Origin of the sequence: Corallococcus sp. AB032C, assembly GCF_003668935.1 — a bacterium.
GTDB classification, from domain to species: domain Bacteria; phylum Myxococcota; class Myxococcia; order Myxococcales; family Myxococcaceae; genus Corallococcus; species Corallococcus exiguus.
Genome location: NZ_RAWP01000030.1, coordinates 71,531 through 94,710, shown reverse-complemented (window position 1 = coordinate 94,710; position 23,180 = coordinate 71,531). Strand labels below are relative to the sequence as shown.

The window sequence follows — 23,180 nt, the reverse complement described above, 5'->3', positions numbered from 1 at the left end:
CCCAAGGATGCCGGCACGGCCGCCATGCCCCCCGCCGCGAAGCAGGGCGACGCGAGCGTCGCCGCCAGCGCCACTCCGAAGCCGATGGCGCCCGAGGTGAAGACGCTCGTGGACCGGATGCAGGCCTTCTACGAGAAGACGGGCGACTTCAAGGCGGGCTTCAAGCAGGACTACAAGTACAAGGCCTTCCGCCGCACGCAGACGTCCACGGGCACGGTGACCTACAAGAAGCCGGGCCTGATGCGCTGGGAGTACGAGAACCCGTCCAAGCGGACGTTCGTGCTCGCGGGCAACAAGGTCTACATGCACGACCCGGAAGCGCAGACGCTGTCGGTGGCGGCCATGGACACCAGCCAGCTGTCCGCGTCGGTGACGTTCCTCTTCGGTCAGGGGAAGCTGGCGGACGAGTTCGCCATCACCAAGGGCGCCTGCAAGGACTGCAAGGGCACGCTGCTGGTCCTGGATCCGCTGAAGAACGAGCCGCGCTTCCGCCAGGTGCGCCTGGAGGTGGACCCCTCGACGGCGCAGGTGCTCAAGAGCACGGTGGTGGATCCGGACGGCAGTGAGAACACCATCGCCTTCCTGGACCTGAAGACGAACGTGGGCATCTCCGCGGACAGCTTCAAGCTGAACCCGCCCGAGGGCACCCGCGTGGACGACTTCACCAAGAAGGCGCAGTAGGACGGCCCGCCCCCCATGCGCGGCGTGCTGCTGGCGGGATGCGTGCTGCTGGGCGCGGGGTGTCACTCCACCGCGCCCGCGGGCCCTTCACGTCCCACGAGCCTCGCGGGGCAGACGCTGCCCCTCCTGTCGTCGCCCGCGCTGCGGCTGACGGTGGCGGGGCGGTTGGGGACCCGGGCCGTGCCGGTGGTGCTGGATGTCACGCGGCCGCTGTCGCTCGTGTCCTCCAGCTGCTTCGACGGCGCGCCGCCCGCGGCCGCGGGGACCGCGCGCGTGCCGGAGTCCTCCGGAGGTCATCGCTCCTGGCCGGAAGTACCGGCCCCGCCGTTGACGGTGGGCCCGGTGTCGCCGCCCCTGCGCACGTTGCTGCTCTCCGGTGAGACGGGCTGCTCGGTGACGCTGGGGCAGGACGTGCTGTTCCCGTATGCCCTCACGGTGGATCCGCTGCGCCGCGAGGTGACCTTCACCGCCTCACGTCCTCGGGAGGCCTACGACGCGGAGCTGCGCGGGACGGACGCCGTGCGCGAGTCGCACGTGGTGGAGCTGAGCCGCGAGCCGCTGGGCGACTGGCCGCTCCTGGCCGTGCAGGTGACGCAGGGCGGGGCGAGCATCACCGGCCCCTTCGTGCTGGGCACGCGGGAGCCCTTCTCCCGCCTGGCGGTGGACCCCGCGCTGGGGTTGGGGCTGCAGCCGCTGGAGACGGCCGCGGGCCTTCCGCCGCGCACCTTCGTGGTGGACTCGGTGGAGGTGGCCGACGGCCTGGGCGTGAAGCCCCTGGTGATGGAGGCCGCGGGGCGCTGGCCGTCGCGGAGCAGCCTGGGCCGCCTGGGCCCGGACGTGTGGGGCCGCTTCACTACTACCGTGGACGCGCAGGGTGGGGCGCTGGTGCTGCGCAGGCCCCACGTGCGTACGCCCGAGGGCGGAGGCCGGCAGCAGTGCGCGGACGAGGGCGGCGCATTCAACGAGGAGGGATGCTACGGCATCTTCGTGCGCGCGGAGCCCGACGGCGCGGTGGCCCTCTCCGGCGAGGTGTTCCGGGATGTGCCGGAGGGCGTGCGCCTGTACGTGGAGCCTCGGGGCGTGGACGGTCAGCGGCTGGAGACTGGCTGCCAGGTGGGCCTGAGCTTCCCGACCACCACCCGTGGCGCCAACACGCAGCACCGGCTGCCGTGGGCGTCGCTGGAGAAGACCCTGCCCGCGTGCCACGCCGCGCTCCAGGGCGCGAAGAGCTACGTGGTGTCGCTGGTGGAGGAAGGGCGTCAGCCCGAGTGCCCCACGACGTGCGCCTTCGTCACGGAGTCCGCGTCGCGGCGCACCGTGTGCGAGTGCCAGCCCACGCCACTGGGCGAGGGCGTGGCGGTGCCGACGAAGGGCTCGGGCCCGCAGCCGCCGCCCGTCGAGGAGCGCGAACTGGAGCCCGAGGATCCGAAGTAGCACCCCACGAACGGCTCGGGCCCGCGACCGCCTCCGGGTGGGAGGACGGGGCGGGCCCGGGGTACGGCCTTCGCGGTGACGGACTACTCCGGCCGCGGCTCCGGCGGACGCGCCAGCGCCTTCAGGGGCACGGGCGCGGGATGGGCCTCGCGCGGGGTGTGCTCGCGCTGCTTCGGATCCGGGCGCTCCACCACGCGGGCGATGAGGTCGTAGTCGTGCGCCTCCGTCACCTCCACGGTGACGAACTCGCCCGGGTACGCCAGACCGTCGTTGATGTAGACCTGCCCGTCGATTTCCGGCGCCTGGCCCTCGTGACGGCCCACCAGCAGGTGCTCGGACTCCTCGCTGGGGCCCTCCACCAGCACGGTGAGCTTCTGGCCCACGAGCTTCTTGTTCTGCTCGCGGTTGATGCGCTTCTGGATGGCCATCACCTCGCGCCAGCGGCGCTCGATGGTCTTCGCCGGGACCTTGTTCGGCAGGTCGAACGCGGCGGTGTTCTCCTCGTCCGAGTACTGGAACACGCCCAGGCGCTGGAAGCGCTGCTCCTTCACGAACTCCTTCAGGAGCTCGAAGTCCTCTTCCGTCTCACCCGGCAGGCCGACGATGAGCGAGGTGCGCATCACCAGGTTCGGCACGCGCTCGCGCAGCTTGCCCAGCAGCTTCTTGAGGAACTCCGAGTTGCGGCCGCGCTTCATGGACAGGAGCAGCTTGTCGCTGGCGTGCTGCACCGGCATGTCCAGGTACTTGGCGATCTTCGGCTCGGTGGCGATGACGTCGATGAGCTCGTCCGGGAACACGCGCGGGTAGGCGTAGTGCAGGCGGATCCACTTCACGTCCACCTTCACCAGCTCCTTGAGCAGCTCGTGGAGCTTCGGCTTGCCGGGCAGGTCATGCCCGTACGCCGTCAGGTCCTGCGCGACCAGGTTCAGCTCCTGCACGCCGCTGTCCACCAGGTTCCGCGCTTCCGCCACGATGTCCTGCACCGTGCGCGAGCGCTGGCCGCCGCGCAGCGTGGGGATGATGCAGAACGCGCAGGCGTTGTCGCAGCCTTCCGAAATCTTCAAGTACGCCGTGTACTTCGGCATCGAGTTGATGCGCGGCGTCTCCGCGTTGTGGATGTAGTCCGGATCCGGAATCACCTGGCGCGGCGTGGCCTCCGCCGCCAGCAGGTCGCCAATCTGGGCGTACGCGCTGGTGCCCAGGAAGTGGTCCACCTCCGGCATCTCCTGCGACAGCTCCTGGCCGTAGCGCTGGGACAGGCAGCCGGTGACGACGAGCGTCTTGCACGAGCCCGACTTCTTCAGCTCCGCCATCTCCAGGATGGAGTCCACCGACTCCTGCTTCGCCGGCCCGATGAAGGCGCACGTGTTGACCACGATGACCTCGGCCTCCGAGGCCTCCTGCACGAGCGAATAGCCGCGCGTGCGCAGCGTGCCCAGCATCACCTCGGAGTCCACCCGGTTCTTCGGGCAGCCGAGGGTCATCATGTACAGGCTCTTGGTCTCTTCCACGCGCGTCTACCGCTTTCCCAGTTGCGTCCGCTCGAAGTGGTCCGCACTCCAAACGAAGTTGATGATGGCGCCGTTCGAGTAACCGATGTTCAGCGCCCCGTCTTCTTCCAGCTCCACCGAAGTGGCGCGACCCAGCGCACAGGTGGCGGCCGGCCAGTCGAGCACCCGCTGGGCTGTCTTCCCCGACACCACATAGAGCCCCATCCGGAGCTCATCATCAGAGTCGCATTGACCCTCGATGGCATAGGGATTCTTCCCGGTGAGCACGGTAACGACCGGTCGTCCGTCCGGCAGGCTTAATGCTTCCGGCAGGTTCACGCCCATCTTCGAGGCGTCCACCGCGTTGGGGGCCACCAGCTCGCGCAGCGAGCCGGGCGTGAGGGGCGCGTCGCCCTGGGCCCAGTTGGGGTAGCTGAGCACACCCCAGCCCAGCCAGCCGGTGGGGGCCGCCTCCAGGGCGATGACGTTCTCCGGGGGCTTCAGCTTGAGGTTCTTGCGCGCCTCGTCCGGCAGGCGCAGCGCTTCACCCTCCGGCATGGTGCCGCCCTTGCAGTTGGACACCGGCACCACCTTGGCGCCCACCTGGTCCTGGTCCTCGTAGGTGATGCAGAGGTCCATGACGAGCGGATCCACGGCGGGGAAGCGGGGCAGGGCGCGCACGGGAATCATCGCCACCACCGACAGGGTGTCGCCCTGTCGGTGCACGGCGGCGTTCACCAGGCTTTGCGCGAACCTGGGCGTGCCGCTGTCCGCCCCGGAGGTGCGCTGGCCGTCGAAGGCGAAGCGGTAGGTGTAGCCCGTGGCGGTGGTGCCGGAGTCCGGGAAGTAGAGCGTGAGGGTGATGATGTCACCCGCGAGCAGCTGGTTGTCCGTGGCCTCCACGCCCACGAAGAGCGTGTCCTTGCGCCAGCCCACCCGGGCGGAGAAGTTGGCGGTGGCGCCCTCGGTGGAGAGCGGCTTGAGGACCAGCGGCGAGCCGAAGTCCTTGAGCCCCTTCTCCGGCCGGGGTGCCTTCTTGAGCACGGGCACCGGCTTGCTGGGACGGGGCGCCGCGTCCTGGGCGAAGGCGGAGGTGGCGAGCAGCAGGCCGAGGGAGGCCAGACGGGCGGCGTGCATGGCGAAGGGGCGCCTCTAGTCGCGGAAGTTGGTGAACTGCATGTCCAGGCTGAGGCGGTCCTGCTCCTTGCGGAACAGCGCCATGGCCTCTTGCAGGTCGTCCCGGTTCTTGCCCGTGACACGGAGCTGATCCGCCTGGATGGAGCCCTGCACCTTGATCTTCGACTCCTTGAGGACCTTGATGAGCTCCTTGGACTTCTCCACCGGGATGCCCTGCTGGAGCTTGATGGGCTGCTTGACGTTGGACAGGCCCGTCTTCTCGATGTCGCCGAACTCCAGCACGCGCAGGCTGATGCCGCGCTTGGCCAGCTTGCCGAGCAGGACCTCCTTGGCGGCCTGGAGCTTCTCCTCGCTGTTGGTCTTCAGCGTGAGCGAGGAATGGTCCGGAGCGATTTCGATTTCGGCCTTCACGCCCTGGAAGTCGTAGCGGGTGCTGAGCTCCTTCCGGGTCTGATTGACCGCGTTGTCGAGCTCAGCCAGATCGATTTTGGAGATGACGTCAAAGGAGGGCATGGGGGGGGACCTTTTCGCGCCCTTACCATACCTACACCCGGACGACCAAGGGCACCACCAGGGTGCGCCGGGACGTGTGCTGCTTGAAGGCCCGCTTCACCGCCTTCACGAGCTCCTCCCGCGCCAGGGCGTCGTCCCCTCGGAGCAGGGGGTTGAGCTCCTCGAAGAAGGCCCGCGCGTCCTGGGCCACCCGGGCCAGCACGCCCTGCTCGTCCGGGCTGAGGCCCTGGCCGGACAGCTGGGGCCCCGCTACCAGCGCCTGGGTGTCGCGCCGGAGCACCACCGCCGCGGCCACCACGCCCGTCTCCGCCAGCCTGTTGCGCTCCACCAGCGTCTCCGGCGTCACCACCCCGTCCCCGGAGCGCTCCATCATGATGCGCCCTGAAGGCACGCTGCCAGTGAAACGGCCCCGCCCCTCCTCGAACGTCACCACGTCCCCGTCGTGGGCCAGCAGCAGGCCCTCCGCCGCCATGCCGGCTTCGCGGGCGGTGGTCAGGTGTCGGTGTAGGTGCCGGACTTCCCCATGCACGGGGATGAAGTTCCGGGGGCGGATCAACTCCAGCACCCGGCGCTGCTGGGGGCGGCTGGCGTGTCCGGAGACGTGCACGCCGGGCTCCACCTGGGCGTAGACGATGCGGGCGCCGCGCCAGTGGAGCTGGTCGAGCAGTGCGCCCACGGAGCGCTCGTTCCCGGGGATGGGCCGGGCGCTGACGATGACGGTGTCGCCGGGCTCCAGGCGCACGGGCCCATCGCCATTCGCCAGCTGGGTGAGGCCCGCGCGCGGTTCGCCCTGCGCGCCGGTGGTGAGCACCGCCACGCGGTGGGGCGCGAGCTTGGGCACGTTGTCCAGGTGCACGAAGAGCGAGTCGGGCACGTCCAGGTAGCCCATCTCCCGCGCCAGCTCCACGTTGCGCACCATGCTGCGGCCCTGGAGCGCGACGAGCCGGCCGGTGCGCTCGCACAGGTCCAGCAGGTGCCGGACGCGGTGGAGGTTGGAGGAGAACTGGGCCACGACGATGCGGCCCTTCGTCTCGTGGAAGAGGCGCTCGAAGGTGGTCTGCACCACGCGCTCGCTGCCGGTCTCTTCCACATGCTCGGAGTTGGTGGAGTCCGACAGCAGGCACACCACGCCTTCGTCGCCCGCCTCGCCCCAGCGCTCCAGGTCCGTCTTGAGGCCGTCGATGGGGTCCGGGTCCAGCTTGAAATCGCCGGTGTGGATGACGGTGCCTTCGGGGGAGCGCACGATGAAGCCCACCGCGTCCGGCACGGTGTGCGTCACGCGCGTGGCCTCCACGCTGAAGACGCTGCCCACGGGGAAGGGTGTGCGCGGCTCGATTTCGCGCAGGTCCGCCTTCACGCCCAGCTCCTCCAGGCGCTGACGCGCGAGCGCGAGCGTGAAGCGCGTGCCGTAGATGGGCACGGGCATGTCGCCCAGCAGGTAGGGGAGCGCGCCGATGTGGTCCTCGTGCCCGTGCGTGAGGAGCACGCCCTTGAGCTGGGCCGCGTTGCGCCGCAGGTGTGTGAAGTCCGGGACGATGATGTCCACGCCGGGCATTCCCGCCGAGGGGAACATCAAGCCGGCGTCGATGAGCAGCATCTCCCCACGACAGGCGAGCACCATGGCGTTGAGGCCGATTTCGCCAAGGCCGCCCAGAGGGATGACGTGGAGCATGTGCCCGGAAGTCTAAGGGCCCGGCCGCTCCAGTGCGTAGGAATCCGCACACCCCACCACCGAGAGCCACCGCCCGCCTGCTTGACGGTTTCAAACTAAAGGCTTAGTTGTATTGGAACTAAGGGTTTAGTTCGAAGCCGGGGAGGGCATGCCCGTGACGAAGCCGCCGTCCGTCGAGGAGTCCAAGCCGCTCACGCCCGTGGAGCTGGAGCTGATGCAGCTCGTGTGGAAGCTGGGGGAGGTGAGCGTGGCGGACGTGCTCGCGGCGCTGCCGCCGGAGCGCAAGCTGGCCTACACGTCGGTGTCCACGGTGCTGCGCATCCTGGAGCAGAAGGGCGTGGTGCAGAGCCGCAAGGAGGGGCGGGGGCACCTGTACTCGGCGCGGCTGTCTCGCGAGGCCTACGAGGCCCAGAGCGTCCGTCACCTGGTGGCGACGGTGTTCGACGGGACGCCGTCGTCGCTGGTGGCTCGGCTGGTGGAGGCGGTGCCGCTGTCCCCGGAGGAGGTGGAGCAGATCCGCAAGCTGCTGGGCCGCAAGGGAGGCCGGGGATGAGCGCCTTCATCCAGGACGTGCTGGCCGCGTACCTCACGGCGGCGGTGCTGGTGGCGGTGGGCTTCGGGCTCTTGCGCGCGGCGCTGGCGTTGGGGATGGAGCGGAGGTTGGACGCGCGGCAGACGCTGCGCGTGGGGCGGGTGGCGCTGGGGCTGGCGGTGCTCCTTCCGTTCGTGGCGCTCGCCGCGCGGGAGTGGATGCCGTCGGCGCCGCTCTTCAAGTTCGAGCGTTCCCTGGTGAGCTACGCCGCGCCGCTGGCGCCTGTCGAAGCGCGGCCCGTGCTCGGCGCCGTGCCGGAGACGCGGTCCTCGGGCATGGGCCTGCCGTGGGCGATGGTCGGAATGGGGTTGGTGGGCGCGGGGGCGTTGGCGTTCCTGGCGTGGGAGCTGCGGCGGTATGCGCGCTTGCGGCGGAAGCTGGAGACGCTGCCCGTGCTTCGCCGCGTGGGCCGGGTGCGCGTGGTGCTGGGGGACGCGGCGGACGGCGCGTTCTCCGTGTGGTTCCCCTTTGCAGGCGCGTGGGCGGTGGTTCCCGCTGAGGTGTTGGAGGACTCGGAGGTGCTCCGGCTCACGGTGCGGCATGAGCTGCAACACCATCGGCAGCGGGACACGGTGTTGGCCTATGCGCGGCTGGGGTTCGACAGCGCCTTCTTCTGGAATCCGTTCGCCCGGGCGTTCTCGCGGTGGTTGGCGGAGCGTCAGGAGTTCGCCTGTGACGAAGCGCTCGTCGCCGTGAAGCACGTGTCCGCGGATGCGTATGCGCGGTGCCTGTTGCAGGCGTCGCTGCGTGTCCCTGCTGCCCTTTCCCTACCCGCCGGTGTCACCGGCATGTCCCACCCCACTGTCAGGAGGATCCACATGCTGTTCCAGACTCGTCCCCGTAGCTCCGTGCGCACCCTGGGTCTGTCGTTGTCGCTGGCGTTGGTGCTCGCGCCGCTGGCGTTGTGGGCGCAGGGCGCGGTGCGGGGGCGCGCGGTGTCGCTGACGGAGGCGCGTGCGCTGGCGGAGGCGGGGCAGAAGGCGGGGGACCTGCCGGTGGTGGTGGATGCCGCCGTGGTCGAACAGCTCAACAAGTTCGTCACCACGCCGAAGGGCCGCGACTTCATGCGCAAGGCGCTGGCGAACCTCCAGGAGCACCGCGAGGCGATGACGGGCGCGCTGCGCTCGCGCTCCCTGCCGGAGGGGCTGCTCGCGGTGGCGATGGTGGAGTCGGCGGTGAGCAACCTGCCGGAGACGTCTCGCGAGCCGTCGATGGCGCCGGGGCCGCGGGGCGCGGGCGTGTGGATGTTCATTCCGGAGACGGCGCGTCGCTACGGCCTGAAGGTGGAGGCGGGACGTGACGAACGGCTGGACGCGGCGCGGGAGACGGAGGCCGCCGCGTCCCTCTTCCAATCGCTGTATGAGCGCTACGGCGACTGGCGGCTCGCGCTCGCGGCCTACAACCAGGGTGAGGGCGTGGTGGACCGCGTCCTCGCGGAGAGCGGCGTGCGCGACGTGAGTGAGTGGGTCCGCACCGGCAGGCTCAATGGCTACACCGCCACCGTGCAGGCCGGAGTGCTGCTGCTGCGCAACCCGCACCTGCTCGACTGAGCGTTTGTCCACCGCGCGGGGAATGTCCCCGCCACACCGGGGTTCGGATGCGCGCCACCTTGCTTTCGCGCGAGGATGGCGGCGCTCTGTACCAGGGGTGGGAAACGCCATGAAGATCGTCGCGCTCGTTCGTCCCGCGGGTGAGGTTCCGGAAGCAGCGCAGGTGCTCGCCGCCGCGGCGGGCATGGCCCCTGCGGAGGCCCGCATGCGGCTGGCCCCCGAGCCGCCCGCCCTGATTGCGCGACTGGCTCCCGATGCGGCGGATGCCCTGGTGAAGACCCTCAGGGACGCGGGGCTCGCGGCGCTCGCCATCGACGAGTCGGAGGTCGCGGAGCGCGTCACGGCACGCACCGTCACGTTCGGCGCGGCGCAGGCGACGTTCACGCCTCGCGCGGGTGCGCCGCTCACCATGGCCTGGGAGGACGTGACGGTCATCCTCCGGGGCGCGTCGTCCCTGCGCACGCAGAGCGAGCACACGGAGAAGACGACACAGGTGGCGCTGGGCACGGCCCTCATCACGGGCGGCCTGAAGCTGACGAAGACGGCGGAGAAGAGCGTGCGCGGTTCGCAGGAGGAGACGTCGCAGGTCGTCTTCGTCTTCGACCGCGACGGCCGGGGCGCCGTGCTGCCGGAGGTGGGCTTCGACTTCTCGTGCCTGGGCCCCGCCATGCAGCCGTCGCGCACCGCGAACATGGTGACCCTGGCGCGCCTGGTGCGTGAGCGCGCCCCGGCCGCGTTCTACGACGAGCGGCTGCTGCGGCTGGGACGCCGGCCCGTGCCCTTCGTGCTGGGCGGAGCGGTGCAGGTGGTCAGCGGCACCATGGCTCATTCCCGCATCAACACCGCGCAGGGACTGGACGTGCTCGCTGAGGCCATCCGCCTGGGAGTGGCCCGGGGTGACCTGCCCTGACCGTGCATGCGCGGCGAGGCTGACCCCGGCCGGGCCGGAGGACTTCCGCATCGCGCCGAGGCTACGTCGCTCGGCGGGCGCCCGGCTCCGACCGCTCAAGTGAGCGGTGTGGGGTGACTCGGGCGACTCGCTGCGTGGCGGTCCTCTTGGGGCGGGTGCACCGACTGCTCAGGACATCGGCGTGGAGCCTTCCGGGGGTGGACGGGAGATCCACGCGGCGATGAACACGTCCAGCTCGCCTCGCAACACGTCCTTCACGCGGGGCGTCCCCGCGCCTGTGCGTGGATCCTCCACTCGCGCTCCACGGCCCAGGAAGTAGCGGCGGGCTTCGTCGGTGCTGGCGCCCTGGCCGGCGACGACGCGCGCGGCGATGCCCTTGAGCTCGTCCAACTCCCCAGCTCCAATGAGCGTGAGCACGCGGCCCGTGGCCTCGTCCTTCGCGGTGACTTCGTTGCGCACGCGCTGGAGGTACTCGCCTTCGCGGCTCTTCACCGGCCGGCCTTCCAGCACCAGCAGCTCCCGCTCCACCTCCTCCATCGGTCCGCCCCGGTGCACGCGCACGTACGCGCGTTGGCGCTTCTCGTCCTCCAGGCGACGGTGCAGCCCCGCCTCGCCCGCGAGGAATCCGTACGCGCCCGGCCCGGCGATGCGCACCACCACGCGCGCGGGGGCATCCGCTTCCGCGACGGCGGTGGCCTCGTAGCCCCGGCGCTGCGCCCAGCCCAGGTACATGGTGGCCAGCTCCTGCACCCACGCGTCCTGCAGCTCGGACGCGTCGCTGGCGCAGATGTCCACCAGCGCCTCGTTGTCCAACGTCGTGGCTCCGGCGGCCCGCAGCGCCTCCGCCATCTGGACCTCTCGCGCGACCTCCTCCACCTGCTTCGCGGCGGAGCCCAGCTGCACCTCGTTCTTCGCCTCGCGCACCAGCCGGCGCCCGAAGTTGCACGCGGCCTCCAGGCGGTCCAGCTCTCCCAGCTGCGCCTCCACCGTGCGGAAGGCGCGGAGGACGTCCGCCGCGCGCTGCGAGTCGTCCCAGAGGTTGGGCGCCTGCGTCTCCGCGAGCAGCGCCGCGCGGCGCGCCTCCAGCTCCGACCGTCCCGTGGACTCGGCGAGCGCGCGCGCACGGCCCACCAGCCGGTCCATCTCAATCAGCAGCGACTTGCGGTCCAGCCGGCGCTTCACCGCCGCGGCCTTCGGCGTGGGCAGGAGCAGCTGCGCCGTCACCTCGCGAGGAGTCGGCACGGGCTCCGCGACCGCCACCACGCGGCCTCCAGGACGAGCCTCCACGCGCACGGGCGTACCCGGCGGCAGCGGCCTGCGGGCAATCTCCACCGCGAGCGCCGCAGTGAGCGTCTTCTCGATTTCACGCTGCAGGTAGCGCGCGCCGAACTGCGGCGAATAGCCGCGCTCCACCAACCGGTCCACCACCTCCGGTGTCACTTCCACGTCCAGGGCGCGGGCGCGGATGCCTTCGCGCTCCAGCACGCGGCCCACCTCGCGCTGGGCAATCTTGCGGATGTCCACGCGCGACAACGGACGGAAGTGGCAGATGGCGTCGAAGCGGTTGAGGAACTCCGGGCGGAAGGCCTCCGCGATGCGGCGGTCCACCTCCGAGACCTGCTCCTCGGCGCGCTTGTGCGCGGCGAAGCCCAGGCCCGCCTCGCGGTACACCTCCGAGCCCACGTTGGACGTGGCCACGATGAGCGTGTTGTTGCACGACACCGCCTCGCCCGCGCCGTTGACGAAGGTGCCCTCGTCGAAGAGCTGGAGGAAGCGGTCGTGCACGCTGCGCGCGGCCTTCTCGAACTCGTCCAGCAGCAGCACGGTGAACACCTTGCCGTCGAGCAGCGCGGACAGCTCTCCGCGCCGCGTCTCCAGCGCGGGCGCCCACGACGCGCCGAAGGGGACGCTCTCGTCGCCGTCGTTGGGGTAGTCCGCCATGTTCAGGCGCACCAGCCTGTCGGCGGATCCGAAGAGGTACTCCGCCAGCAGCTTCGCCAGCTGCGTCTTGCCCACGCCCGTGGGCCCGGCGAAGAGGAACACGCCCAGCGGGCGGCGTGGGTCGTTGAGCCCCGCCTTGAGCAACGCCACCGAGCGCAGCACCGCGGCCACCGCGTCCGTCTGGCCGAGCAGCCGCTCCCCGAAGAAGCGCTCCGTCTCCTCCAGGTCCAGCGGCATCGCGTCGTCCACGACGAAGCGGGGCAGGCGCGTGGCGGCGCAGAAACGGGTGAGCACGTCCTCCGGCCCCACGTGGTCGCGCGCCACGCCCGCGGCCTCCGCCGCCGTCTCCTTGAGCAGCTCAATCGCCTTGCGCGGCATGTGCTGCGCCAGGAGGAACTTCGCGGACAGGCGCAGCGCCAGGTCGCACGCGGCCGGGTCGATGGGCAGCCGCAGCTCGCGCTCCAGCTCCTCCGCCACGCGGCCGACGATCCAGCGCGCCTTCTCCAGCGGCGGCTCGTTCAGGGGCAACAGGTGGAGCCGTTCGGCCAGGGCCTCGTCGGCGCGCAGCAGCTCCTGCACGCGCTTGGGTTCGGTCTCGAAGATGAAGCGCAGGCCGCCGGTGCGCAGCGCGCGCACGGCCACGGGCGCCAGGGGCCCGCCCAGGGCCACCGGCAGGTCTCGGATGTAGACGATGGGGCAGGGGTGGCGGCCCAGGTGGATGAGCAGCTCCTCGAAGGACTCGGCCGCCTGGCGCTGGGTGCTGCGCGCCAGGATGTTCGCGACGGACACCTCCACGAGCCGCGCCTGGGCCAGGTCCCCGTCCACGCGCCCTTCGGCGATGCGGCGGGCCACCTCCTGCACGAGCGCGCTCTTGCCCACGCCGGGCTCGCCCGCCAGCAGCGGGTGCTTGCCTCCGCGCGCCAGCAGCCCCAGCACCTCCGTCACGGAGGTGTCCACGCCGTGGGCGGCCGGCAGCTTGCCCTCGCGCGCCATCGCGGTGAGGTCGCGGTCGATGAGCCGCTCCTGGTCTTCGTTCTTCCTCGTCGCCATGGTGTGGTCCGGAACGCCCCCTCGACGTGCGGCACTCTAACCGTTGCGGCGCGGAAGCGAAGTCCCGGCCCACCCTTGGGCCGGGACCTACGCTTCCAGCTCCGTGTGCCAATAGGCCACGTCCCTCAGGAACTTGCGCCAGGACAGGGGCAGGCCCTTCTCCACGAGGAACGACACGACCAGCGCGTCCGGCAGCCGCTTCGGCTTCGCGGGCACGGTGCGCAGCGTCATGCGCGCCTGCGCCGGGGTGCGGTTGCCCTTCTTCTGGTTGCAGGGCACGCAGGCGATGACGATGTTCTCCCAGCTCGTGCGGCCGCCCTGTGCGCGCGGCAGCACGTGGTCGTACGTGGCCTCCGGACGGGTCACCTTGTGGCCGCAGTACTGGCAGCGGCACTGGTCGCGCTGGTAGACGTTCTCGCGGCTGAAGCGCACGCCGCGCGGGCCCTTCCACAGGGCGCGAACGAAGCGGATGACGGACGGCATGCGCAGCTCCACCGTCACCGAGCGGATGACGCGGTCCTCGTACTCCTCGACGACCTCCACCTTGCCCTGGACGAGCAGCATGATGGCGCGTTGCCAGGGGATGCGTGCGACGGGTTCATAGGACTGGCTCAGCACCAGCGTTTCCATGACACAGGGCCTTTCGGGCGGGACAGGCCGCCAGGGAGTCGAACCCTGCTCGTCCGGATTTGGAATCCAGACGGCACCCGGTGCGCGGCCTATGGGTGGGAAGCGGAAGGTGAGCGGGAGCCCGGACGTGAAGAAGGCCGGGTCCCCTTGTCGGGGGCCCGGCCTCCAGGGGCATGCCGCGTCAGGGACGGGGCGTGACGCCTTCAGGAGCCGGGCGAGGCGAGGCGATAGGACGCGAAGTCCCGCCAGCGGCACGTGGAAGGAGCGGTCACCGGGCTGGGACGCGAGGCCGCGTCGATGCCGTGACCGGAAGGATTCGGGTGCTTGAGGTTCATCGGGGCCTGCTTCGTCGCCTGGCGCATCGGGACCGCTCCTTTCGCTCCCAGCGACGGCGGCGGAAATTCAGTCCTGACAGGCAAGCGGTGTGGACGTTAGGACTCCGCGCATGAAAGCCATCCGCTACCACCAGGTGGGAGGGCCGGAGGTCCTCCGTTGGGAGGACGCGCCGGAGCCCGTGCCCGGGCCGGGCCAGGTCCTCGTGCGAGTCCATGCCGCGGGCGTGAACTTCGCGGACACCGAGCGCCGCCGCGGGCTGTACGACGCCCAGGCGCCCCTGCCTCGCATCCTGGGCAGCGAGGCCGCGGGCGTGGTGCGAGCGGTGGGGCCGGGTGTGGACGCATCCTGGGTGGGCCGCCGCGTGGTCGCACTGACGAAGGAGGCCTACGCGGAGGCCGCGCTCGCGCCGGTGGAGGAACTGCTGGTGCTGCCACCGGAGGTGTCCTTCGAGGAGGCCGCCGCGCTGCTGGTGCAGGGCCTGACGGCGTACCACGTGGTGCACACCGTGGGGCGCGTGGAGGCGGGGCAGACGGTGCTCATCCACGCGGCGGCCGGCGGCGTGGGGCTGCTCGCGGTGCAACTGGCGAAGGCGGCGGGAGCGCGGGTCATCGGCACGGTGTCGGGCGAGGCGAAGGCGAAGCTCGCGCGGGACGTGGGCGCGGACGCCGTCATCCGCTACGACCAGGAAGACGTCGCGGCGAGCGTGCGCGAGCTGACGCAGGGGCGCGGCGTGGAGCGCGTGCTGGACTCCGTGGGCGCGAGCACCTGGCAGGCCAGCCTGGATGCACTGGCGCCCTTCGGCCACCTGGTGAGCTACGGCAACGCCAGCGGCCATCCGCCGCACGTGGAGGTGGAGTCGCTCTACGCGAAGTCGCTCACCGTGGGCGCCTACTGGCTGCGCACGCCCACGCCCCCGGAGGTGCAGCGCAAGGCGCGTGAGGCGCTGCTGGCGGAGGTCGTGGCGAAGCGCCTGCGCATCGTGGTGGGCCTGGCGCTGCCGCTGTCCCGCGCGGAAGAGGCCCACCGCCAGCTGGAAGGGCGGGGCACGGTGGGCAAGGTCGTGTTGCTGGGCTCGGACTGAAGTCCTTCAGTGCGTCGCGGGCGCGCCCACCACCGGCGGTGATGAAGCGGCGTCACGTCCGATGCGCAGCACCACCAGCGCCGCCGCGAGGCAGATGACGCCCGCGACGACCCACGCGGGCGTGTACGTCTCCAGCGACGTGCGGATGACGCCCGCGCCCAGCGCTCCCAGGCCCGCGCCCACCTGGTGTGCGGCCACCACCCAGCCGAAGGCGATGGGCCCGTCCTCCGCGCCCACCGTCTGCGTCGTCAGGCGCACTGTCGGTGGCACCGTGGCGATCCAATCCAGGCCGTAGAACACCGCGAACAGCGGCAGGCCGAAGAGGGACATCTCGAAGGCACTCGGCAGGTAGAGCAGCGCGAGCCCTCGCAGGCCGTAGTACCAGAACAACAGCCAGCGGTTGTCGAAGCGGTCCGACATCCAGCCGCTCGCCGTCGTGCCCACCAGGTCGAAGATGCCCATCAGCGCGAGCAACCCCGCCGCGCGCACCTCCGGGATACCGTGGTCCATGCACGCTGGAATCAGGTGCGTGCCCACCAGCCCGTTCGTCGTCGCGCCGCAGATGAAGAAGCTCCCCGCGAGCAGCCAGAAGTCCCGCTTGCGCGAAGCCCGCCCCAGCGCCCCCAGCGCATTGGCGAGGGGATTCACGCTGGATGGCTTCACCTCCTCGTCCTCCAGCGCGGCTCCGTAGGGCTTCAGCCCCACGTCCGACGGCCGGTCGCGCACGAGCCATGCGACGAGCGGAATCACGCACGCCACCACGCCCGCCACGGTGAAGGACACGACACGCCAGCCGTGGTGCTCCACCAGCATCGCGAGCAGCGGCAGGAACACCAGTTGCCCCGTGGCCGTGCTCGCGGTCAGCACGCCCATCACCAGCCCGCGCCGCGCGACGAACCAGCGCTGCACCACCGTGGCGCCCAGCACCATCGCCGTCGTCCCCGTGCCCAGCCCCACCAGCACGCCCCAGAAGAGGAGCAGCTGCCACGGCGCGTGGATGAAGTTCGTCAGCGCCACGCCCACCGTGATGATGCAGAGGGACACGAGCGTCGTGCGCCGGATGCCGAACTTCTGCATCAGCGCCGCGGCGAACGGCCCCACGAGCCCGTAGAGCACCAGGTTCACCGACACGGCCGAGGAGACGAGGGCCCGGCTCCAGCCGAACTCCCGCTCCAGCGGGACGATGAAGACGCTCGGGGTCGCCCGCACGCCCGCCGCGCACAGGAGCACCACGAAGATGGCCGCGGCCATCACCCACGCATAATGAAACCGGTGTGCCTTCATGACGGTGTCTCCTTCAAGCGGGCACGCCCGGGCCCACGTATACTTCCCGGCAGCGATGTCCCAAGACGATCTCCAGCGCACCCTCTGCAACTGCCTGGCGCTGCGACAGGCCAGCCGCCACGTCACACAGTTCTATGATCAGGTGCTCGCGCCCAGCGGCCTCCGGACCACGCAGTACTCCATCCTCCACCGCGTCCAGACCCAGGGCCCGCTGACCGTGAACGCGCTGGCGGATCAGCTCGTCATGGACCCCTCCACGCTCACCCACAACCTGAAGCCCCTCTTGAAGGACGGCTTCGTGATGCTGGAGGTGGGCCGCACCGACCGGCGCCAGCGCGCCATCGCCATCACTCCGGAAGGGCAGGGCGTCTATCGCAAGGCCCGGCCCCTGTGGCTTCGCGCCCAGTCGGACTTCGAGAACGCCGTGGGCGGCACCCAGGCCACCGCGCTGAGGGACCTGCTGGCCGCCGTCTCCCGGACGGGACTGGGCGAAGCCGAAGCGGAGGCCGAAGCCCCTCCGGCTCCCAAGGCCACCTCCCGCCGCCGCGGACGCTGAGCGCATCCCCACGGCTCACCCCTCCTCGAGGAACCTCAGGAACGCGGCGACCTGATCCGCCCACAGCTCCGGGTGCGCCTGGGTGAAGTGGCCGAAGGAGCTCGCGCTGCCTTCCTGCACCACGAAGCGGCCACGCTTCACCCTCGGCATCAACGTCTCCATCGTGCGCAGGGAGACAGGGTTGAACTCGTCGTCGGAGAAGTTGAGCGCGAACACGCGGGCCTGGATGTCCCCGAGCGCGCCCTCCGGGTCGTAGTCCCGCGAGGACTCCAGCGAGTACAGGATGTCATTGGCGTCCATGCCCGCCGCCTGCGCCCGCGCCGTCGAGATGAATGCATCCGCCGCCTGCGCATCCGGAAGCGCGGCCTGCAGGTGCGGTACCCCGTCCAGCATCATCCGGAAGACCGGGAACGCCTCCAGCCAGCCCCGGGGCGGCGCGGTGTAGAGGCCGTCCTTCCATTCCGGGTCGTTGCGAATCTGTCCCGACACGAAGCGCCGCCACAGCAGGTTGCGCCCCGCGATGCGCGTGGGCAGGGACACGATGGGCATCACTCCCCCCACCGCGTCCGGGTACAGCTCGCTCCACTGCCACGCGTTCATGCCGCCCATGGACAGGCCCACGATGGCGTGCAGGCGCCGGATGCCCAGCGTCCGCGTCACGAGCTGGTGCTGGAGCTCCACCATGTCCCGGTAGCCGTAGGCCGGGAACTTCGTGCGCAGGCCGTCGCTCGGCTTGCTGGAGCGGCCGTGGCCCACGCTGTCCGGGAAGATGAGGAAGTACTTCGTCGCGTCCAGCGGACGGCCCAGCGCGAACAGCGCGTCCTGGAAGGACTTGCTCCGCAGCACCTCGCCGCTCGCGCTCGTCCAGTGCAGGAGCAGCACCGCGTTCGTCACCGCGCCGGAGGCGTCCCGGCGCGGCGTGCCCAGCGTCGCGTAGTGGATGCGCACTTCCGGCAGCACCGTCCCGTCCTGGAAGCGGTGGCCGGTGAAGACCGCGTCCGCCTCCTGGGCCACCAGCGGCGCTGACGCCGACGCCGGTGTCTCCACCGGGGCCGAGGCGGCCTGGGGACGCGTGGTGGCGCACCCCAGGGACAGCCCCAACAGCACGGACAGCAGGACGCAAGGCCGGCGGACGGAAGTCGTCATGTCGGGAGAAATACCTGCATGTGCAGGTACTGTAAAGCGTCCCTCAGGGTTTGGGGGCCGTGGCGGTGGCGGGCTTCAGGTAGCGGTCGAAGAACTCCAGGATGCGCTGGTCCACCTCCGCCTCGTTCTTCTTCTTCTTGAAGCCGTGGCCCTCGTCGGGGAGCAGCAGGTACTCCACGGGCACGCCGTTCTTCTTCACCGCCGCCACGATGTCGTCAGACTCCGCCTGGGGAACGCGCGGGTCGTTGGCGCCTTGCACGACGAACAGCGGCTTCTGGATGCGCTCCGCGTGGAAGAAGGGGGAGATCTCCTTGAGCATCACCTCCTGCGTCTCCGGGTTGCCCATCTCCTGGAACATGGCCTGACGGAAGGCGCCCCACTCGGGCGGCATGCTCTTGAGCGTGCGCAGCCAGTTGGAGGGGCCGAAGACGTCCACGCCCACGTCGAAGGCGTCCGGGTGGAAGGCGAGCGCCGCCAGCACCATGTAGCCACCGTAGCTGGCGCCGAGGATGCCCACGCGCGAGCCGTCCACGTACGGCAGGCTCGCCAGGTACTTGCGCGCTTCCACGCAGTCTCGCAGCGGATCCTTGCCGTGCTTCTGGTCGTCCGCCTTCAGGAATGTCTTGCCGTAGCCTGCGCTGCCCCGGTTGTTGATGCCCAGCACCACGTAGCCGCGGTTCACCAGGTACTGGACGAAGTTGTTGTAGCCCCGGCTCGTCTGGCCGCCGGGGCCGCCGTGCACGTAGACGATGGCGGGGGCCTTGTGCTCCGCCGTCGCCTGGTGCGGCTTGAAGAGCAGGTTGGGGATCTCCATCCCGTCGAAGGACTTGAAGCGCACCACCTGCGCGTCCACCAGGTCCTCGGAGTCGAGCTCGCGGCTCATCGTGTCCGTCACGCGCGTGGTCTTCTTCTTGGCCAGGTCCAGGACATAGAGGTTCGCGGAGGTGCGGTCCGTCTCCAGTTGGACCGCCAGCTGCTTCTCGTCACGGGAGAAGATGACCTCGGAGATCATCCCGGCGGGGAGCTGCGTCAGCGGAACCTGGGTGCCGGCCTTCACGTCGTGCAGGCGCACCTCGATGCCAGCGTCCACGTTGATGATGGAGACGCGGAACGCCCCCGAGCGCGAGAAGTGCGTGCCATAGATGTCCCAGTCCGCCTTCTCCACGTCCTCCCACTTGCCGGCCTCCTTCGCCGGGCGCACCACCCGGGTGAACTCCGAGCCGTCGTCCGTGATGAGGTACAGCTCCCCGGTGACAGGGTGGATGTCTCCCACCCGGTAGCTGGCCGAGCCCGTGTGGGGCGTGAGGTTCTTCAGCGTCTTCGTCGCGACGTCGTAGCGCCACACGTTGCCGTCCGACGTGGTGATTGCCTCCTCCAGCGCCACCCAGCTCTCGTCCGGAGCCACGGCGGCGACGCTGAACCCCTTGTCGTTCTGGACCAGGAGCGTGCGCGCGTACGTCTTCGCGTCATGGCGGTACACGTCCATGGCGCCCGGGTCGCGCTCGTTGGTGGTGATGTAGAACGCGCTGTCGTCGTGGCTGAAGCCCAGGAAGCCGGCCACGCCCTGCTTCATGGGCGTGAGGTCCTTCTCCTTGCCGTCCGGAGTGCGCACGTAGACGTGCGTCTGCTCGTTGCCGCCCTGGTCGCGCTCGAAGAGGAAGCGGCTGTCGCGCGGAAAGGCCCCCACCACCCGGAGGCTGTCCGTCTTCGAGCGCGTCAGCGCGGTGGGCTTGCCCCCACCCACCGGCACGCTGTGCACGTTGAAGATGCCGGACGCGTTCGACGAGAAGAGCAGCTGCTTGCCATCCGAGGTGAAGAGCGGGGCCATCACCTCCGTGGACCCCATGAACTGCTCCACCGAGTACTGCTTCGACGGCCGGGCCGCCGTCGCGCCCGCGACCGCCTTCACCGCCGAAGCGGGCTTCGTGGCGGGCAGGGTGGCGGGCGGCGCGGCCCCCAGCAGCGGCAGGAGCAACGTCGGGGCAAGGACACGGGACAGGGACTTCCACGCGGGCATGCGGCCTCCGGGAATGGCGGACCGGGGCACTCTGGGCCAGGCCCCGCCGGGTTCAACAAGGGAGGGCGACAAACCTGACATAAGGCTGTCACGGCCTGGGGCGACATTGGGTTCGTTCCCACAACGCGGCACCGGAGATTCCGCCATGACCCAGAACGACCTTCAGAAGACCCCTGCCCTGAGCGGCGTGCACACCTACGCGGGCGGCTGCCTGTGTGGTGCCGTGCGTTACGAGGCCTCCGTGGACCTGGCGGGCGTGACCCGCTGCAACTGCACCATCTGCATGAAGTACGGCTACGGCGGCGGCGTGGGGATGAAGCCGGACGCCTTCCGGCTCCTCAAGGGCCAGGACGCCATCAAGAAGTACGGGCGCGACGGCAGCCCCAACACGCGCAGCTTCTGCGGCCGCTGCGGCGTCGTGTGCTTCGGCGACGGCGACGTCCCGGAGCTGGGCGGGAAGTTCGTCTCCATCTACGTCAACACGCTGGATGACGTGGACCCGTCGCTGCTCACCTTCAAGTACTGGGACGGCCGGCACGACAACTGGATGGCCGGGGCGCGCTCCACGCCGTGGCCCTTCCAGGCCGCCGCCTGAGGACGCCCGGAGGGGCAGGGGCCTTGACGCGCCCCTGCCCGTCACCGCCCATGACTACACATTCCCCGAGGCGGCCCGGCCCGCGGCGCGGCCGGAGAAGATGCAGCCTCCCAGGAACGTGCCTTCCAGGGCGCGGTAGCCGTGGACGCCACCGCCTCCGAAGCCGGCCACCTCACCTGCCGCATAGAGCCCTGGGATGGTCTTCCCCTGGGCGTTGAAGACGCGGCCCTGGAGGTCCGTCTCGAAGCCGCCCAGCGTCTTGCGCGTGAGGATGTTCAGCTTCACGCCGATGAGCGGCCCCGCGTTGGGGTCCAGGATGCGGTGTGGCTTCGCGGTGCGCACCAGCTTGTCACCCCGGTAGTTGCGCGCCTGGCGGATGGCCGCCAGCTGCAGGTCCTTGCTGAAGGGGTTGTCCATCTGGAGGTCGCGGGCCTTCACCTCGCGCTCCACCGTGGCGAAGTCCAGCAGCGGGGCTTCCGTCTTCGCGTTCATCCCGGCGACCAGGTCGCGCAGGTTGTTGGAGATGACGAAGTCCTCGCCCTTCTCCTTGAAGGCCTCCACCGGGCCCATGGCCTTCTTGCCCACGGCGCGGTTGAGCACGCCCAGCCAGTCCTTGCCCGTGAGGTCCGGGTTCTGCTCCGAACCGGAGAGCGCGAACTCCTTCTTGATGATCCACTGGTTGAGGATGAACCAGGTGTGCTCGTGGCCCGTCTTGAGGATGTGCTCCAGCGTGCCCAGCGTGTCGAAGCCGGGGAACAGCGGCGGCGGCAGGCGCTTGCCGGTGGCGTCCAGCCACAGCGAGCTGGGGCCCGGCAGGATGCGGATGCCGTGACGGGGCCAGATGGGGTTCCAGTTCCGCAGGCCCTCCGTGTAGTGCCACATGCGGTCGCGGTTGATGAGGCGCCCGCCCGCGGCCTCCGTGATGGCGATCATCCGGCCGTCCACGTGGTCGGGCACGCCCTGAATCATGAACTTCGGCGCGGGGCCCATGCGCTCGGGCCATGCCTTGCGCACCAGCTCGTGGTTGCCGCCAATGCCGCCGGACGTGACGATGACCGCGCTCGCGCGCAGCTCGAAGTCGCCCGTCGTCACGCGCGAGCTGCTGGCTCCGCGGGGGACGTCCGTGGGCTCCAGCACCATGCCGCGCACGCCCACCACCGCGCCGTTCTGCGTGAGCAGCTCGTCCACGCGGTGGCGGAAGTGGAAGGTGAGGGTGCCCTTGGCTTCGGCCGCCTTGGCGCGGCGGACGAAGGGCTCCAGCACGCCGGGGCCGGTGCCCCAGGTGACGTGGAAGCGGGGGACGGAGTTGCCGTGGCCCACGGCGCCGTAGCCGCCTCGCTCCGCCCAGCCCACCACGGGGAACCAGCTCATGCCCTGCTGGACCAGCCAGGGGCGCATCTCGCCCGCGGCGAAGTTGACGAAGGCCTCCGCCCACTGACGCGGCCAGTGGTCCTCCTCGCGGTCGAAGGCCGCGGTGCCCATCCAGTCCACCATCGCGAGCTCGTGGGAGTCCTTGATGCCCATGCGCCGCTGCTCGGGCGAGTCCACGAGGAACAGGCCGCCGAACGACCAGAACGCCTGGCCGCCCAGGTTCTGCGGTCCCTCCTGGTCCACCACGGCGACGCGCTTGCCCGCATCCGCGAGCTCGGTCGCGGCGACGAGTCCCGCGAGCCCTCCGCCCACGACAATGACATCCACTTCCTGTCCCATGCGTGCCTCCCGGTAGCACCTGGCGCGCGGATGATAGCGTTTCGCGCGGAGAGCAGAGCTTTCCTTCATCTGCGCATCCCGGCGCTCCGGAGGCTAGACTCTCCGCGCATGGAGCCAGATGTGAAGGGCAACACGGGACCGATGGGCCATGATGCCGCCGCCTACGCGCAGCGTCAGGACGGGCTGTCCCCGGAGCCGCTGCGGGACGCGGCCTGGAGCGTGGCGGGGCAGCGGGCCTTTGGCGTGGTGCTCGACGTGGGCTCGGGCAGTGGCGGGTGGATCCGCCGGCTGCGGCAGAACCCCGCCGTCGAGCGCATCCTCAGCACGGACATCCACGACGCGGGCGCCAGCCGCCTGCCGGGCGTGGAGTTCCAGCTGCGGGACGTGTCCCGGGACGCGCTGCCGTGGGGCGACGGGTCGGTGGACTGGGTGTTCGCCATCGAAGTGCTGGAGCACCTGGCCAACCCGCGCCACTTCGTGAAGGAGGCCTTCCGCGTGCTCAAGCCCGGAGGCCACCTCTTCTTCACCACGCCCAACAACGACAGCCTGACGGCAAGGTTGTCCTTCCTGGTCCGGGGCTACTTCCCCGCGTTCTGCGAGCAGGACTACCGGGACTCCGGACACATCACGCCCATCACGGAACTGGACGCGCGGCGCATGGCCGTGGAGGCGGGCTTCCAGTCCATCGACTTCGACTATCCGCTGCCCGGGCGGATTCCCCGCAGCAGCGTGTACTGGCAGCGGTTCCTGCCGGGGCTGCGCGGCCGGTGGTGGAGCGACGGGCTGTTCGCGCTGCTGACGCGCCCGCGCTGAAGACACAGACGACGGGACTGGCCGCCTGTTCAGTCTTCGTGG

The 23,180-nt window shown here is 70.4% G+C and carries 20 protein-coding genes; 9 read left to right on the top strand and 11 right to left on the bottom strand.

The window, feature by feature from the left end; genetic code table 11:
* The first annotated feature begins 24 nt into the window (after positions 1–24).
* Both D7X99_RS15910 and D7X99_RS15905 read left to right on the top strand, forming a co-directional pair.
* Positions 25–681, top strand: coding sequence for an outer membrane lipoprotein carrier protein LolA (locus D7X99_RS15910; RefSeq protein ID WP_121778555.1), 657 nt, complete (start codon positions 25–27; stop codon positions 679–681).
* Positions 682–696: 15 nt separating this feature from the next.
* Positions 697–2,115, top strand: coding sequence for a hypothetical protein (locus D7X99_RS15905; RefSeq protein ID WP_121778554.1), 1,419 nt, complete (start codon positions 697–699; stop codon positions 2,113–2,115).
* Between the two features lie 83 nt (positions 2,116–2,198).
* On the opposite strand, the gene rimO is transcribed toward D7X99_RS15905, so the two are convergent.
* Genes rimO through D7X99_RS15885 form a run of 4 tightly spaced genes read right to left on the bottom strand, consistent with a single transcriptional unit; the run spans position 2,199 to position 6,927 of the window.
* Positions 2,199–3,626, bottom strand: coding sequence for a 30S ribosomal protein S12 methylthiotransferase RimO (gene rimO / locus D7X99_RS15900; protein WP_120578721.1), 1,428 nt, complete (start codon positions 3,624–3,626; stop codon positions 2,199–2,201).
* A gap of 6 nt (positions 3,627–3,632) precedes the next feature.
* Positions 3,633–4,742, bottom strand: coding sequence for a hypothetical protein (locus tag D7X99_RS15895; RefSeq protein WP_121778553.1), 1,110 nt, complete (start codon positions 4,740–4,742; stop codon positions 3,633–3,635).
* Between the two features lie 15 nt (positions 4,743–4,757).
* On the bottom strand, positions 4,758–5,255 hold the full coding sequence (locus D7X99_RS15890; RefSeq protein ID WP_121752357.1) for a YajQ family cyclic di-GMP-binding protein: 498 nt from the start codon (positions 5,253–5,255) through the stop codon (positions 4,758–4,760).
* Between the two features lie 31 nt (positions 5,256–5,286).
* Entirely contained in the window at positions 5,287–6,927 is a 1,641-nt protein-coding gene (locus D7X99_RS15885) for a ribonuclease J (RefSeq protein ID WP_121778552.1), read from the bottom strand.
* 154 nt (positions 6,928–7,081) lie between these two features.
* Between D7X99_RS15885 and D7X99_RS15880 the strand changes: the two genes are divergently transcribed.
* From D7X99_RS15880 to D7X99_RS15870, 3 genes are all read left to right on the top strand, one after another.
* Positions 7,082–7,480 (top strand): BlaI/MecI/CopY family transcriptional regulator, encoded by a 399-nt coding sequence (locus D7X99_RS15880; RefSeq protein ID WP_120578724.1) that lies wholly within the window; start codon positions 7,082–7,084, stop codon positions 7,478–7,480.
* Entirely contained in the window at positions 7,477–9,069 is a 1,593-nt protein-coding gene (locus tag D7X99_RS15875; RefSeq protein ID WP_121778551.1) for a M56 and MltD domain-containing protein, read from the top strand. The genes D7X99_RS15880 and D7X99_RS15875 overlap by 4 nt, the downstream gene beginning before the upstream one ends.
* Before the next feature lie 109 nt (positions 9,070–9,178).
* The gene (locus D7X99_RS15870) at positions 9,179–9,979 is read left to right on the top strand and encodes a hypothetical protein (protein ID WP_121778550.1); all 801 of its coding nucleotides are present in this window, start codon (positions 9,179–9,181) and stop codon (positions 9,977–9,979) included.
* 168 nt (positions 9,980–10,147) lie between these two features.
* On the opposite strand, the gene D7X99_RS15865 is transcribed toward D7X99_RS15870, so the two are convergent.
* From D7X99_RS15865 to D7X99_RS42820, 3 genes are all read right to left on the bottom strand, one after another.
* On the bottom strand, positions 10,148–12,970 hold the full coding sequence (locus tag D7X99_RS15865; protein WP_121778549.1) for an AAA family ATPase: 2,823 nt from the start codon (positions 12,968–12,970) through the stop codon (positions 10,148–10,150).
* A gap of 87 nt (positions 12,971–13,057) precedes the next feature.
* Positions 13,058–13,600: an HNH endonuclease gene (locus D7X99_RS15860; RefSeq protein ID WP_120578714.1), complete on the bottom strand. Its 543-nt coding sequence runs from the start codon at positions 13,598–13,600 to the stop codon at positions 13,058–13,060.
* Positions 13,601–13,803: 203 nt separating this feature from the next.
* Positions 13,804–13,962, bottom strand: coding sequence for a hypothetical protein (locus tag D7X99_RS42820; protein WP_158624487.1), 159 nt, complete (start codon positions 13,960–13,962; stop codon positions 13,804–13,806).
* Between the two features lie 83 nt (positions 13,963–14,045).
* Here D7X99_RS42820 and D7X99_RS15855 point away from each other — a divergent pair, with 83 nt between their 5' ends.
* Positions 14,046–15,017 (top strand): quinone oxidoreductase, encoded by a 972-nt coding sequence (locus tag D7X99_RS15855; protein WP_121778548.1) that lies wholly within the window; start codon positions 14,046–14,048, stop codon positions 15,015–15,017.
* Positions 15,018–15,023: 6 nt separating this feature from the next.
* Here D7X99_RS15855 and D7X99_RS15850 read toward each other — a convergent pair whose 3' ends face one another.
* On the bottom strand, positions 15,024–16,301 hold the full coding sequence (locus tag D7X99_RS15850) for an MFS transporter (protein ID WP_121778547.1): 1,278 nt from the start codon (positions 16,299–16,301) through the stop codon (positions 15,024–15,026).
* A gap of 55 nt (positions 16,302–16,356) precedes the next feature.
* Here D7X99_RS15850 and D7X99_RS15845 point away from each other — a divergent pair, with 55 nt between their 5' ends.
* Complete coding sequence (locus D7X99_RS15845) at positions 16,357–16,857, top strand: MarR family winged helix-turn-helix transcriptional regulator (RefSeq protein ID WP_121778546.1); 501 nt, start codon at positions 16,357–16,359, stop codon at positions 16,855–16,857.
* 15 nt (positions 16,858–16,872) lie between these two features.
* Here D7X99_RS15845 and D7X99_RS15840 read toward each other — a convergent pair whose 3' ends face one another.
* Together D7X99_RS15840 and D7X99_RS15835 are read right to left on the bottom strand one after the other, a co-directional pair.
* Positions 16,873–18,003: an alpha/beta fold hydrolase gene (locus tag D7X99_RS15840; protein WP_121778545.1), complete on the bottom strand. Its 1,131-nt coding sequence runs from the start codon at positions 18,001–18,003 to the stop codon at positions 16,873–16,875.
* Positions 18,004–18,046: 43 nt separating this feature from the next.
* The gene (locus D7X99_RS15835) at positions 18,047–20,020 is read right to left on the bottom strand and encodes a S9 family peptidase (RefSeq protein WP_121778544.1); all 1,974 of its coding nucleotides are present in this window, start codon (positions 20,018–20,020) and stop codon (positions 18,047–18,049) included.
* Between the two features lie 145 nt (positions 20,021–20,165).
* On the opposite strand from D7X99_RS15835, the gene D7X99_RS15830 reads away from it, so the two are divergent.
* Positions 20,166–20,615, top strand: coding sequence for a GFA family protein (locus D7X99_RS15830; protein ID WP_121778543.1), 450 nt, complete (start codon positions 20,166–20,168; stop codon positions 20,613–20,615).
* A gap of 54 nt (positions 20,616–20,669) precedes the next feature.
* On the opposite strand, the gene D7X99_RS15825 is transcribed toward D7X99_RS15830, so the two are convergent.
* Entirely contained in the window at positions 20,670–22,325 is a 1,656-nt protein-coding gene (locus D7X99_RS15825) for an FAD-binding dehydrogenase (RefSeq protein WP_120597599.1), read from the bottom strand.
* 108 nt (positions 22,326–22,433) lie between these two features.
* On the opposite strand from D7X99_RS15825, the gene D7X99_RS15820 reads away from it, so the two are divergent.
* A complete protein-coding gene (locus D7X99_RS15820) occupies positions 22,434–23,138 on the top strand; it encodes a bifunctional 2-polyprenyl-6-hydroxyphenol methylase/3-demethylubiquinol 3-O-methyltransferase UbiG (RefSeq protein WP_158627019.1) in 705 nt (234 codons plus the stop codon).
* Positions 23,139–23,180 lie beyond the last annotated feature (42 nt).

Excerpts from the sequence above, each read along its gene's own strand:
- D7X99_RS15910 (WP_121778555.1), top strand. The coding sequence starts at position 25 with ATGCCCCCCGCCGCGAAGCAGGGCGACGCGAGCGTCGCCGCCAGCGCC.
- D7X99_RS15905 (WP_121778554.1), top strand. The coding sequence starts at position 697 with ATGCGCGGCGTGCTGCTGGCGGGATGCGTGCTGCTGGGCGCGGGGTGT.
- D7X99_RS15895 (WP_121778553.1), bottom strand. The coding sequence starts at position 4,742 with ATGCACGCCGCCCGTCTGGCCTCCCTCGGCCTGCTGCTCGCCACCTCC.
- D7X99_RS15890 (WP_121752357.1), bottom strand. The coding sequence starts at position 5,255 with ATGCCCTCCTTTGACGTCATCTCCAAAATCGATCTGGCTGAGCTCGAC.
- D7X99_RS15885 (WP_121778552.1), bottom strand. The coding sequence starts at position 6,927 with ATGCTCCACGTCATCCCTCTGGGCGGCCTTGGCGAAATCGGCCTCAAC.
- D7X99_RS15875 (WP_121778551.1), top strand. The coding sequence starts at position 7,477 with ATGAGCGCCTTCATCCAGGACGTGCTGGCCGCGTACCTCACGGCGGCG.
- D7X99_RS15870 (WP_121778550.1), top strand. The coding sequence starts at position 9,179 with ATGAAGATCGTCGCGCTCGTTCGTCCCGCGGGTGAGGTTCCGGAAGCA.
- D7X99_RS15865 (WP_121778549.1), bottom strand. The coding sequence starts at position 12,970 with ATGGCGACGAGGAAGAACGAAGACCAGGAGCGGCTCATCGACCGCGAC.
- D7X99_RS15860 (WP_120578714.1), bottom strand. The coding sequence starts at position 13,600 with ATGGAAACGCTGGTGCTGAGCCAGTCCTATGAACCCGTCGCACGCATC.
- D7X99_RS42820 (WP_158624487.1), bottom strand. The coding sequence starts at position 13,962 with ATGCGCCAGGCGACGAAGCAGGCCCCGATGAACCTCAAGCACCCGAAT.
- D7X99_RS15855 (WP_121778548.1), top strand. The coding sequence starts at position 14,046 with ATGAAAGCCATCCGCTACCACCAGGTGGGAGGGCCGGAGGTCCTCCGT.
- D7X99_RS15850 (WP_121778547.1), bottom strand. The coding sequence starts at position 16,301 with ATGAAGGCACACCGGTTTCATTATGCGTGGGTGATGGCCGCGGCCATC.
- D7X99_RS15845 (WP_121778546.1), top strand. The coding sequence starts at position 16,357 with ATGTCCCAAGACGATCTCCAGCGCACCCTCTGCAACTGCCTGGCGCTG.
- D7X99_RS15840 (WP_121778545.1), bottom strand. The coding sequence starts at position 18,003 with ATGACGACTTCCGTCCGCCGGCCTTGCGTCCTGCTGTCCGTGCTGTTG.
- D7X99_RS15835 (WP_121778544.1), bottom strand. The coding sequence starts at position 20,020 with ATGCCCGCGTGGAAGTCCCTGTCCCGTGTCCTTGCCCCGACGTTGCTC.
- D7X99_RS15830 (WP_121778543.1), top strand. The coding sequence starts at position 20,166 with ATGACCCAGAACGACCTTCAGAAGACCCCTGCCCTGAGCGGCGTGCAC.
- D7X99_RS15825 (WP_120597599.1), bottom strand. The coding sequence starts at position 22,325 with ATGGGACAGGAAGTGGATGTCATTGTCGTGGGCGGAGGGCTCGCGGGA.
- D7X99_RS15820 (WP_158627019.1), top strand. The coding sequence starts at position 22,434 with ATGGAGCCAGATGTGAAGGGCAACACGGGACCGATGGGCCATGATGCC.